This is a genomic window from Pseudomonas sp. CYM-20-01, from assembly GCF_023169845.1.
In the GTDB taxonomy this organism is placed as follows: Bacteria; Pseudomonadota; Gammaproteobacteria; order Pseudomonadales; family Pseudomonadaceae; genus Aquipseudomonas; species Aquipseudomonas azotoformans.
The window spans coordinates 339325-351928 of record NZ_AP025169.1 but is presented as its reverse complement, the minus strand read 5'-3'; the positions used below and the strand labels follow the sequence as shown (position 1 = coordinate 351928).

Below are 12604 nucleotides of genomic sequence, written 5' to 3'. Positions count from 1 at the left end.
TAGCTGCTGCTGTTGCCATTGGTAACTGCTGAAGCAGGCTCAATGAACCTGGTTGCGTAAGACGCCATAAATACCGGCTGTGGGCGCTGGGAGCATGATGTTGAGCCGCTTACAAGCCGAAACCGTGCTCGTTTGACAAGCTTATGGGCAGTCTCTAGTGTGCATTGGATCCAATTAGCCACCCAATTAGAAAAAGGAGGATAGCGTAACCGTGACGCAGAAGCCGACCCCTTTGAACAGCATCAAGATAAGCGGTCCTATTCCCGCGCATCTTGCTCGTTCCGTGATTGAAGAAACCTTGCGCAACGCCATCCTGGATGGTCGATTGCCCTGCGGTACCGCTATGCGCCAACAGGAACTGGCCAGCCTGTTCGGAGTCAGCCGCATGCCGGTGCGGGAAGCCTTGCGCCAGTTGGAAGCCCAATCACTGCTGCATGTGGTAACGCACAAAGGCGCCGTGGTTGCACCCTTGATCGAGGATAACTCGGCCGAAACCTATGAACTGCGAATGCTGCTGGAGTCTGAAGCGCTGCGCTTGTCGATTCCTTTACTCACCGAGGCCGATATTGCCGAGGCGGACGCAATCATCTGTGCTCTTGAGCAGGAAAAAGACTACGCCGAAATGGGCCGCCTCAATCGACTGTTTCACATGGCCTTATATGGCAGGGCCCCGAACCAGCGGCTACTCAAATTGGTGGAGCACGGGTTGAACGAAGAGGAGCGTTTCCTGCGTTACAACCTTGAGGCCATGGGGCTGGGCGAGACGTCCCAGGAAGACCACCGCGAACTGCTGAACCTGGTGGCCAAGAAGAAAACCCAGGAAAGCATCCTGACACTGCGCAATCACTTGATGCGGGGCATGGAAGTGATCACGGCGTACCTCAGTGGCCTGGACGCCCAAGGCAACAAAGATACGCAATAAGGCACACGGCTCTCCTGCCCCGACCTTTCCGGTGGCGGGGCGTCCTGACTCACGGTTAGCGCGTCGCCCCAAGGAAACTTCCCACTTACAACAAAGAATCCAACTTACATCAATATTATTTAGAAAAACTTCTAACATATTTGTATGTTCGCCAACTTGTTTAACCCGCTTATTATATTTTATTAACAGCCCCGACATCCTTCACATTCAGCGATCCCGCACGCCAGCAGCCTTTTAACAACAGCTGAGCCCTTGCCAACCACAAAAAATTCATCGCTGCTTACACAGCAGACGCAACAACTCATAGGCATCAACCATGCATCAACCGTTACTTGAAACAGCAAAACTGCAGTTATGCAGTCATTCGTTATTTTCAGAAACAACTTCCGTACGAAAGTTACAACTTTTCATGGAAAGCCATGTATTTGCAGTCTGGGACTTCATGACCCTCGCCAAACGCCTGCAACAGGATTTGACCTGTACGCGCCTGCCTTGGCTGCCACCGCCAGACCCGCAGGCCGCACGTCTGATCAACGAGATCGTATTAGGCGAGGAGTCAGACGAACATCCCGCGAAAGGTTATTGCAGCCACTTCGAACTGTACTTGGAGGCGATGGCAGAAGTGGGTGCCAACACCGCGTCTATTAACCACTTTATTACACTGCAACGCCAAGGCCTGGAAGCACACGCTGCCTTACAGGAAGTCGAGGTTCTTCCTGGCGTGGTTCGCTTCGTCAGCGACACCTTGAACCTCGCGCTGAATGCACCGACCCACTGTGTGGCTGCAACCTTCCTGCACGGACGCGAGCACGTCATCCCGGCAATGTTCCAGCGCATCCTGCAATCCAATGAACTCATCCATCGCCAGGCGCCTACCTTGCGCGCTTACCTCAAGCGTCACATCGAGATGGACACCCAGGACCATGGGCCGGCCGCCGAGCAGCTGCTCGAACGCCTCGTCAGCGCTGACCCGGCGCACGCGCAACAGGCCCACGACGCAGCCCTTGCCGCCATGGAAGGCCGTATCGCGCTCTGGGATGAGGTTCAGGCCTCGTTGCAAGAGGTGCGTCCATGAACACCGGCGACTACACATCCATTGCCGACGACTGGGAGCGCCGTGCAACCATCCGTACACGTCCTCGCCGCTTACTGGAAAACGATGACAAGCTGATTTACCCACTGTGCCGCCAGCCCTTGGTACTCAGCGCGACCTTTCTCGAACACTGCCCGCAGTGGCGCGATTTCGTGCTGGTGCAGAGCTTCTACAAGTTCATCAACGACGTGGTGATATTCGAGACCGAGATCGTCGACAAGACTGCGCGCAGCATTGCCAAGAACCGCTTCTCGATCCCCTTCCCGCTGGCCTGCCGCGTTGATGCGATGACCGTCGTCGTGGACGAGGACTACCACGCGCTGGTCGCACTGGATTTCCTGCAGCAAACCGTGGCCATGACCGGCATACAGCCGTTGGAGCTGCCCAGGCAAATCGAATTGAGCCGCGCACTGCCGACAGCACAAGCCCAGGCGCCAGCCCATCTGCACGATGCAGTAGAACTGATTGCGGTGGCCATCGCCGAAAACACGGTGACCCATGATGTAGCGGCATTCTCCAAGGACAGCAGTGTCAAAGCCTCCATCCGTGGCTTGATGGCCGACCACCTGTTTGATGAAGGCCGCCACGCGCAATTCTGGACGCGACTTGTACGCCTGTATTGGCAAGCCGCGAACGCGGACGATCGCGACAGTATTGCCAAGGTACTGCCGGCGTTCCTGGCTCAGTATCTGACGAACGATCTGCAAAAAGACTTTGACCTTCACTTGATCGAACACCTCGATATCGACGCCAGCCTGCGCAACGCGTTGCGCAATGAAATCGCCGCGCTCACCTTCCCGATCACTCGCCGGCACCCGCTGTTGAGCAATATCCTTGGCTTCCTGCAACACAGCGGTTTGCTGCAGACGCCGAGTGTGGTGCACGCGTTGAAAGACTATTTGCCGATGCCCGGGGAAGCGACATGAAGCGCCTGACAATCGGATTTTCCGGTGCCAGCAGCGCCTTGGACGCCATCAGACGGGAGCTGGAACAGCATGGGCATGTCTCGAGCGATGAAGGCGTCGACCTGTGGATAGATGACGGATGTCAGCCGCTGCGGGACCCGGCAGACCCAATCTCTGCGTTGAGCCTGCGCCTGGGCGTTGGCCCGGTATCCGACTGCGGACTACCCCCGCTGCAGCTGCGCGCCTATGGGGCCAACCGGCGCTTGTCGGGAGCCCTGGACATCGCCGAAGAGCCCACGGGCAACGGGCAACGGTTACGCCAGCAAGTGAGCCACGCATTGGTGGAATGGGTCGCGCTGCACGTCAGTCGTTTCTCGCGGGACCCTGGGTATTTCTCCGAGAGTGCCGTTGCCAATGACTGGCCAGAGCACGGGTTGGACGCGCTTGATGCGCTGGCATTTGTCCATCGATTCAACCGTACCGAAGATCCCGCGGTAATGCGCGAAGCCCAAGTGCCCGTGATCGAAAGGGTGCAGGCGAGCCTCCATAGGTTTGCGGATCGACCGGCGCTGAGGATCGCCGGTAGCGTAGTGACTTACCGCGAGCTGCACGTCCAGGCCCTCACGATCCAGCAACAGTTACCCCCCTTGCTGGGCAATACGCAGCCCCCGCCCGTGGTTGGCGTGTGCCTGGAAAAATCCATCGAGTTGTACGCCAGTATCCTTGCGGTGCTGGGCTGTGGGGCGGTGTATCTGCCGCTGGGCCCGGACCACCCGCCACAACGCCATCAAGTCATGCTCGAGACCGCCGGGGCGCGTGTGTTGCTGGACGCCGGCCAACATCCTTTGCGAGCGCACTTCACTGCGCTGGATGTCACCCGTCCTGACCTTCGGCATGTCGACCTCACGCTTGCGTTGATGCCAGCTCGCCCCCACCCTGATGCGCCCTGCATGACGCTCTTTACGTCGGGCTCCACAGGCCAACCCAGGGGCGTGCTGCTCAGCCAGGCAAACCTGGCGCATTTCACGGCCTGGTTCAGCTCCTTTATGAACCTGGATGACCAGAGCCGAGTCCTGCAGTTTTCGTCGTTGAGCTTCGATTCATCGCTGATCGATATTTTCCCTGCCCTGATAGCGGGTGCCGAATTGATCGTCCCCAGTGCCGAGCAACGGCGAGCCCCTGAACAACTGCTGGGTTTGCTCCACCAGCAGCACGTCACCCATGCCTTTTTGCCGCCTGCGCTGCTGAGCATTCTGCCGCTTGATCAACCATTGGGCCTGACGCACCTGCTGACCGGCGGCGATGTGTGCGAACCCCATGTCATCGAACGCCTGGCCGGGCAGTGCCGGTTTCACAACCTCTACGGCCCTACGGAGACCACGGTGCTGATCACCCAGCGGACACTGCACCCCGGTGACTGCAACCGCAACCTCGGCTACCCCATCGCCAACAGCCAGGTGCTGATCCTCGATGACGCTCTGCAACCGGTGGATGAAGAGGTAATGGGCGAGGTGTACATTGTCGGCCCCGGAGTCAGCCTGGGGTATGTGGGCACGTCGCAGCCGCGTGCCAGTCCTTTCGTGGAACTGGCAATACCAGGAGCTCCGCCACTGCGGGCCTACCGCAGTGGCGACCTGGCACGGTGGACCGCCGACGGGATCGTGCTGGGTGGGCGGCGCGATGACCAAGTGAAAATTCGCGGTTTTCGGGTCGAGCCGCAGGAGATTGAGCAGTGTCTGCGCGATAGTCGGCTGTATCGCCAGGTGGCGGTAGTAATCGACCGGGACAGCAGGATCCGCGGCTACGTCGCCCAGCCTGAACCACACGCGAGCGTGGCCGCCCTGAAGCACCATGCACGGCAATGGCTGCCAGACTACATGCAGCCGGGCTTCTGGGAGGTCTTGCCCTACCTGCCGTGCTCCGTCAATGGAAAAGTCGACCGGCAGGCATTGCTGGCACTACCGGTCCGGTCTGCGTTGCAAGCTGTCGGCAGTACCGCAAAAACTCCGCTTCACCTTCGGTTGTCCCGCTTGTGGAGCGAGTTGCTGGCGGTGCCCGCAGGTAATCTATCTATTGACCAGAGCTTCTTTGATCTCGGCGGGCATTCGATTTTGCTATCGACCTTGCTGCTGCGCGTACGCGAGCAGTTCGGCCGTAGCTTTGTGTTGAGTCACTTTATTGAAGTGCCGACGATTCGTACGCTCGCAACGCTGGTGGAGAACGGTGAACGACCCGATGCAGGATCTGGCCGCGCGGCCCGTGATGCTCAATCGGAGTGGGTGCTCGACACGTTGCCTGAGGACCGTGCAGGTGATCCGCACAAAGTGATCGTGACCGGAGCCAATAGCTTTGTGGGTGTCCATATCGTCGAAGCGTTACTGGCCGCTGGTGCAACCGAGGTGGCGTGCCTGGTACGGGAGGAGCCGGGGCGGTCGCCAATGTCACGACTCATCCAGGCGCTACATGAATACCGCCTGGAGCATGTGGACCTGAGCCGAGTGAAGGTATATACGGCCGATATCAGCCAACCTCGATTGGGCCTGGCTGACGTTGTGTATGAGTCTCTCGCCAGAGACTTCGGCGTGCTGGTCCACAACGCGGCGCGGGTCAATCACGTGATGGACTATGCATCACTGACGCGGGACAACGTTGACCCCATACGCGAATGCCTGCGCTTGTGTGAAACCCACCGCAAGAAAGTCTTCAACTTTATCTCGACACTGTCGGCCTCGAGCAGTGTCGACTCGCAGGGCTATGTCCTCGAATCACCCGCCTCTACCACGCTGCCGCTGTACATCAAGAATGGCTACAACCTATCCAAATGGGTTGCGGAGCGGCAATTGGGGCATGCGGTGGCGCGTGGTGCCTGGGTGAATATCCATCGTCCCGGCAATATCAGCTTCAACAGCCAGAACGGTGCGTGCCAGCCGCAAAAAAATCGCCTGATGCTGATGCTCAAGGGGTCACTGCAACTGGGCCTGCTGCCCCGTTTGGCGCTGAACTTCGACCTGATGCCGGTGGACTTTCTGGCGCGCTTCGTTGCATTCCACAGCACCCGCTTTCACGCCAGCCGAAGTGTGTTCAACCTGCATAACCCACAACCGTTGAGCTGGGCGCACTACCTGGATGCGTTCAGTCGGGCGGGCCATCGCTTCAAGCGAGTGGGCATCGCGCAATGGCAGCAGGCGCTGCGAACGGTAAGCCAGGACAACGCACTGTTTGGCGTGCTCGGTTTTTACCTCGACCGCCTCGACGAAGACATCGGGGACACTTCAATGATTCGTTACGACAACGCGCGACTAGGTGTCCAGCAGATGGGTGAACACTACCCCGCAAAGGACACGGCACTGTTGAGCAAAGGCTGCAATTACCTCAAGGCCATCGGCTTTCTTTGAACACCCCAGGACAACCTCATGAAACTGCTGCAACCCGATACGTTAATCCGCAACCCGAGTGGCCTACCGATAGTGGCTTCTGTTGCGGTCAACTGTTCCGCCTCTCGCCTGTGGGACATGGTGGGGCGATTTGCCGGCTTCGATATGTTCATTCCGGACTTGAGCCATATCGAAATGATGGGCTCAGGCGTGGGCGCCTTGCGGACAAAATTCTTCCGCGATGGCAATTGTGTAGTGGAGCAACTCAATAGCCGGGACGAGCAGGCTATGCACATGACCTGGACCACGATCTACAACACCCTGGGTGTGGCCAGACTATGGGCGGCGATCCAAGTGGAAGCACTTGAAGCTGAGCGCTCCAAGGTGATGTGGACAATTATTGCAGAGCCCACAGAGACGGCGAACACAGGGTTCGAACAGTTTGTGCAAGACTTCGCCAACAGCGCCCTGGACAATGTCCGCCGAATACTCAGCTAAGCGGCAGGAGCGACGCGATGCGCCCCTGCCAATGAATCAGCGGGTCAGATCTTGAAGCTATCGACCAACTGCTTCAAACGATTGGCCTGCTGCGACAGGGCATCGCAATCCTTCAGGGTTTCATTGAGATTGGCCACGCCCTGCTGGTTCAGCAAGTTGATCTGGTTGATGTCCACATTGAGGGTTTCCACCACGGCCGTCTGCTCTTCAGTGGCTGCGGCGACGGACTGGTTCATGCCGTCGATCTCAACGATTCGCTGGGTCACGCTGACCAGGCGCTCACCGGCCTGGTTCGCGACCTCTACGCTTTCCTCGCTGGAGGCCTGGCTGGCATTCATGGTAGTCACCGCTTCACGCGAGCCCACTTGCAGCGAAGTGATCATTTTGTGGATCTCCTCGGCTGACTCCTGGGTGCGGTGAGCGAGGTTACGTACCTCGTCGGCGACCACCGCAAAGCCTCGCCCGGCCTCACCGGCTCGGGCCGCCTCGATGGCAGCGTTAAGCGCCAGCAAGTTGGTTTGCTGGGAGATGCCTTTGATCACATCAAGGATGTGACCGATGTTGTCGGTGCTGGCGTTCAGGGTTTCAATCTGGGTGCAGGACAAGCTGATCTTCTGCGACAACTCCGACATGGCAAGGATGGTCTGCTCGACCACTTTGCGGCCATCGTCGGCCTGCTCGCTGGCACCACTGGCGTGTTGTGACGCATCGGCGGCGTTGCGCGCGATTTCCTGGGTGGCGGCACCCAGTTCATTGATCGCTGCGGCGACGCTGTTAGTGCGCGCGCTTTGCTCGTCGGAACCGACGATAGACGCATTGGACGAAGCCATCACACGCTGGGACAAGTCATGCACCTGGCGCGTAGCCGAGGACACTTCCGAAATCGACGCATGGATGCGCTCTACGAACTGATTGAACGCACTGCCGACTTCGCCAAATTCGTCCTTGCTGGTGACCGCCAGACGACGGGTCAGGTCACCCTCGCCCTGGGCGATATCCTGCATCGCCACGCCCATAGTGGTCAGGGGTCGCAGCAAGACTTGAATCAGCAAGCTCAGGAGCACGGCAATCGCAACCACGGCGATCAACATGGCAATCAACGCAGATGTCCGGAATTTGCCCAGCGGTGCGTAGGCTTTGTCTTTATCAATCGACAGGCCGATATACCAATCCGCGCCTGGCAAGCCGCTGATAGGGGTGAATGACAAGATTCGGTCCTGGCCATTGAGAACGACGTCCTGACTGACCTTCTCAATGCGCACTTGAGTGCCGGGGTAGATGTCCTTGAGGTTTTTCATCACCTGGTCCTGATCGGGACTGACGATGACTTGCCCGTCGCCACTGACCAGGAACGCATGGCCAATGCCGCCAAAATCCACCGAGTTAATGATCTTCACCAAGGTCTGCAGGCTCAGGTCACCGCCGACCACACCGAGCAACTCGCCGTTCTTTTTCACCGGCATGGCGATGGTCACGATCTGCCCACCCACCGCTGCCATATAGGGTGGGGTAAGCATGGGTTTATCTGCTGCTACTGCCTGTTTGTACCAGGGACGCTGACGGGGGTCGTAGCCATCGGGCATTTTTGCGTCAGGACGTTGGGTAAACACACCATTGGTTTGGCCAACATAGGTGAACTGGAAGTTATCAGTGAACGCTGGCTGATCGACCAGGCCAGGAAGGTCGGCACCACTGCCTTGGTGAGCAACGTTTTGCGTAAGGCTCTCGAGTACCAATATTCGGCCACTAAGCCAGTTCTGCACACTGCTGGCAGTGAGTTCACCGGATTGCTGGATGGACGACTCCAGGTTCTGCTTGATCGTGCTGCGCTGCAGATAGTCGTTGTAGAGGGTGAATAACGCGAAGGCCAGAACCACAACGCCTGACGCGGCCAACAGAATTTTATGACTGAACTTGAGATTCATTTCATCGACTTCTTTTGCCAAAGGGGGGTGAGCGTGCCGAGTGGAACATTCCATGTAACGGTATAGGCAGCTTCTGGGGCCGCTCTATTTCGGTGCACGCATGGCTCGTCAGGCTTTCGGCCAAGCCGCGGCAAAGCTTAGAAAATTGTGGGATGTTTCTGATTTTTAAGCAGGAAACTGACCAGCGGTAGGCATGTGTGAGGAAACGACAAATTGTGGTGACTTATGGCCCCAAACGACAAAACCCCTGTCTGCGTTAGCAGACAGGGGTTTCGGAATTAAATCTTGACGATGACCTACTCTCACATGGGGAAACCCCACACTACCATCGGCGATGCATCGTTTCACTGCTGAGTTCGGGATGGGATCAGGTGGTTCCAATGCTCTATGGTCGTCAAGAAATTCTGTGTACCGGACCGTTGGGTTGGCAACGTGCCGATGAAATTCATGGACTTCTACATAAACAAAACCCCTGACTGCGTTAGCAATCAGGGGTTCTGGAATTTAATCTTGACGATGACCTACTCTCACATGGGGAAACCCCACACTACCATCGGCGATGCATCGTTTCACTGCTGAGTTCGGGATGGGATCAGGTGGTTCCAATGCTCTATGGTCGTCAAGAAATTCGGGTACTGAGTCGTGGCCTGGGCCTCGCTTCAGCAAATTGGGTATGTGACAGCTTTCGGTGTTTTGTGAACATCGAACTTTCGGTTCATTTCGTCTTCACACACCGCAATCTGATGCTCGTTAGAGTAGTCAAATTGCTTGGGTGTTATATGGTCAAGCCTCACGGGCAATTAGTATTGGTTAGCTCAACGCCTCACAGCGCTTACACACCCAACCTATCAACGTCGTAGTCTTCGACGGCCCTTCAGGGAACTCAAGGTTCCAGTGAGATCTCATCTTGAGGCTAGTTTCCCGCTTAGATGCTTTCAGCGGTTATCTATTCCGAACATAGCTACCCGGCAATGCCACTGGCGTGACAACCGGAACACCAGAGGTTCGTCCACTCCGGTCCTCTCGTACTAGGAGCAGCCCCTCTCAAATCTCAAACGTCCACGGCAGATAGGGACCGAACTGTCTCACGACGTTCTAAACCCAGCTCGCGTACCACTTTAAATGGCGAACAGCCATACCCTTGGGACCGGCTTCAGCCCCAGGATGTGATGAGCCGACATCGAGGTGCCAAACACCGCCGTCGATATGAACTCTTGGGCGGTATCAGCCTGTTATCCCCGGAGTACCTTTTATCCGTTGAGCGATGGCCCTTCCATACAGAACCACCGGATCACTAAGACCTACTTTCGTACCTGCTCGACGTGTCTGTCTCGCAGTCAAGCGCGCTTTTGCCTTTATACTCTACGACCGATTTCCGACCGGTCTGAGCGCACCTTCGTACTCCTCCGTTACTCTTTAGGAGGAGACCGCCCCAGTCAAACTACCCACCATACACTGTCCTCGATCCGGATAACGGACCTGAGTTAGAACCTCAAAGTTGCCAGGGTGGTATTTCAAGGATGGCTCCACGCGAACTGGCGTCCACGCTTCAAAGCCTCCCACCTATCCTACACAAGCAAATTCAAAGTCCAGTGCAAAGCTATAGTAAAGGTTCACGGGGTCTTTCCGTCTAGCCGCGGATACACTGCATCTTCACAGCGATTTCAATTTCACTGAGTCTCGGGTGGAGACAGCGCCGCCATCGTTACGCCATTCGTGCAGGTCGGAACTTACCCGACAAGGAATTTCGCTACCTTAGGACCGTTATAGTTACGGCCGCCGTTTACCGGGGCTTCGATCAAGAGCTTCGCGTTAGCTAACCCCATCAATTAACCTTCCGGCACCGGGCAGGCGTCACACCCTATACGTCCACTTTCGTGTTTGCAGAGTGCTGTGTTTTTAATAAACAGTCGCAGCGGCCTGGTATCTTCGACCGGCATGAGCTTACGGAGCAAGTCCTTCACCCTCACCGGCGCACCTTCTCCCGAAGTTACGGTGCCATTTTGCCTAGTTCCTTCACCCGAGTTCTCTCAAGCGCCTTGGTATTCTCTACCCAACCACCTGTGTCGGTTTGGGGTACGGTTCCTGGTTACCTGAAGCTTAGAAGCTTTTCTTGGAAGCATGGCATCAACCACTTCGTTACCTAAAAGGTAACTCGTCATCAGCTCTCGGCCTTAAGATCCCGGATTTACCTAAGATCTCAGCCTACCACCTTAAACTTGGACAACCAACGCCAAGCTGGCCTAGCCTTCTCCGTCCCTCCATCGCAATAACCAGAAGTACAGGAATATTAACCTGTTTTCCATCGACTACGCTTTTCAGCCTCGCCTTAGGGACCGACTAACCCTGCGTCGATTAACGTTGCGCAGGAAACCTTGGTCTTTCGGCGTGGGTGTTTTTCACACCCATTGTCGTTACTCATGTCAGCATTCGCACTTCTGATACCTCCAGCAAGCTTCTCAACTCACCTTCACAGGCTTACAGAACGCTCCTCTACCGCATCACTTACGTGATACCCGTAGCTTCGGTGTATGGTTTGAGCCCCGTTACATCTTCCGCGCAGGCCGACTCGACTAGTGAGCTATTACGCTTTCTTTAAAGGGTGGCTGCTTCTAAGCCAACCTCCTAGCTGTCTAAGCCTTCCCACATCGTTTCCCACTTAACCATAACTTTGGGACCTTAGCTGACGGTCTGGGTTGTTTCCCTTTTCACGACGGACGTTAGCACCCGCCGTGTGTCTCCCATGCTCGGCACTTGTAGGTATTCGGAGTTTGCATCGGTTTGGTAAGTCGGGATGACCCCCTAGCCGAAACAGTGCTCTACCCCCTACAGTGATACATGAGGCGCTACCTAAATAGCTTTCGAGGAGAACCAGCTATCTCCGAGCTTGATTAGCCTTTCACTCCGATCCACAGGTCATCCGCTAACTTTTCAACGGTAGTCGGTTCGGTCCTCCAGTTAGTGTTACCCAACCTTCAACCTGCCCATGGATAGATCGCCCGGTTTCGGGTCTATTCCCAGCGACTAGACGCCCTATTAAGACTCGCTTTCGCTACGCCTCCCCTATTCGGTTAAGCTCGCCACTGAAAATAAGTCGCTGACCCATTATACAAAAGGTACGCAGTCACAGAACAAAGTCTGCTCCCACTGCTTGTACGCATACGGTTTCAGGATCTATTTCACTCCCCTCTCCGGGGTTCTTTTCGCCTTTCCCTCACGGTACTAGTTCACTATCGGTCAGTCAGTAGTATTTAGCCTTGGAGGATGGTCCCCCCATATTCAGACAAAGTTTCTCGTGCTCCGTCCTACTCGATTTCATGACTAAGAGATTTTCGCGTACAGGGCTATCACCCACTATGGCCGCACTTTCCAGAGCGTTCCGCTAATCTCAAAGCCACTTAAGGGCTAGTCCCCGTTCGCTCGCCACTACTAAGGGAATCTCGGTTGATTTCTTTTCCTCAGGGTACTTAGATGTTTCAGTTCCCCTGGTTCGCCTCTTGCACCTATGTATTCAGTACAAGATAACCATCTTATGATGGCTGGGTTCCCCCATTCAGACATCTCCGGATCAAAGTCTGTTTGCCGACTCCCCGAAGCTTTTCGCAGGCTACCACGTCTTTCATCGCCTCTGACTGCCAAGGCATCCACCGTATGCGCTTCTTCACTTGACCATATAACCCCAAGCAATCTGGTTATACTGTGAAGACGACATTCGCCGAAAATTCGAATTTCTCAACTAAGAGAACTCACAAATTTTACCTTAGCCTGATCCGCTACCAGTGAAAGTAACGTTCAGTCTATCTTTCTATCACATACCCAAATTTTTAAAGAACGATCTAATCAAAGACTAGAAATCAACATTCATCACCGTCTTGGTGGAATGCTCA

Annotated in this window: 6 protein-coding genes and 3 rRNA genes; 5 read left to right on the top strand and 4 right to left on the bottom strand. The window is 55.9% G+C overall.

Annotated features, from left to right (window positions below):
* The first annotated feature begins 211 nt into the window (after positions 1-211).
* The 5 genes from M2497_RS01590 to M2497_RS01570 all read left to right on the top strand — a co-directional run bounded on the left by M2497_RS01590 (position 212) and on the right by M2497_RS01570 (position 6792).
* The gene (locus M2497_RS01590; RefSeq protein ID WP_248485596.1) at positions 212-922 is read left to right on the top strand and encodes a GntR family transcriptional regulator; all 711 of its coding nucleotides are present in this window, start codon (positions 212-214) and stop codon (positions 920-922) included.
* Positions 923-1238: 316 nt separating this feature from the next.
* Positions 1239-1997 (top strand): DUF3050 domain-containing protein, encoded by a 759-nt coding sequence (locus M2497_RS01585; RefSeq protein WP_248485595.1) that lies wholly within the window; start codon positions 1239-1241, stop codon positions 1995-1997.
* Positions 1994-2941, top strand: a complete 948-nt coding sequence (locus M2497_RS01580; RefSeq protein ID WP_248485594.1) for a diiron oxygenase — start codon at positions 1994-1996, stop codon at positions 2939-2941. The genes M2497_RS01585 and M2497_RS01580 overlap by 4 nt, the downstream gene beginning before the upstream one ends.
* On the top strand, positions 2938-6315 hold the full coding sequence (locus M2497_RS01575; protein WP_248485593.1) for an amino acid adenylation domain-containing protein: 3378 nt from the start codon (positions 2938-2940) through the stop codon (positions 6313-6315). The genes M2497_RS01580 and M2497_RS01575 overlap by 4 nt, the downstream gene beginning before the upstream one ends.
* Before the next feature lie 18 nt (positions 6316-6333).
* Entirely contained in the window at positions 6334-6792 is a 459-nt protein-coding gene (locus M2497_RS01570) for an SRPBCC family protein (RefSeq protein ID WP_248485592.1), read from the top strand.
* Positions 6793-6836: 44 nt separating this feature from the next.
* On the opposite strand, the gene M2497_RS01565 is transcribed toward M2497_RS01570, so the two are convergent.
* The 4 genes from M2497_RS01565 to M2497_RS01550 all read right to left on the bottom strand — a co-directional run bounded on the left by M2497_RS01565 (position 6837) and on the right by M2497_RS01550 (position 12388).
* Positions 6837-8717 (bottom strand): methyl-accepting chemotaxis protein, encoded by a 1881-nt coding sequence (locus tag M2497_RS01565; RefSeq protein ID WP_071489588.1) that lies wholly within the window; start codon positions 8715-8717, stop codon positions 6837-6839.
* Between the two features lie 283 nt (positions 8718-9000).
* Positions 9001-9116: ribosomal RNA gene (gene rrf, locus M2497_RS01560) — 5S ribosomal RNA — on the bottom strand.
* 109 nt (positions 9117-9225) lie between these two features.
* Positions 9226-9341: ribosomal RNA gene (gene rrf, locus M2497_RS01555) — 5S ribosomal RNA — on the bottom strand.
* Positions 9342-9496: 155 nt separating this feature from the next.
* A 23S ribosomal RNA gene (locus tag M2497_RS01550) occupies positions 9497-12388 on the bottom strand.
* Positions 12389-12604: the final 216 nt, after the last annotated feature.

Bases quoted from the DNA above. Each gene is read 5' to 3' on its own strand.
- M2497_RS01585 (WP_248485595.1), top strand. From the start codon at position 1,239: ATGCATCAACCGTTACTTGAAACAGCAAAACTGCAGTTATGCAGTCAT.
- M2497_RS01580 (WP_248485594.1), top strand. From the start codon at position 1,994: ATGAACACCGGCGACTACACATCCATTGCCGACGACTGGGAGCGCCGT.
- M2497_RS01575 (WP_248485593.1), top strand. From the start codon at position 2,938: ATGAAGCGCCTGACAATCGGATTTTCCGGTGCCAGCAGCGCCTTGGAC.
- M2497_RS01570 (WP_248485592.1), top strand. From the start codon at position 6,334: ATGAAACTGCTGCAACCCGATACGTTAATCCGCAACCCGAGTGGCCTA.
- M2497_RS01565 (WP_071489588.1), bottom strand. From the start codon at position 8,717: ATGAATCTCAAGTTCAGTCATAAAATTCTGTTGGCCGCGTCAGGCGTT.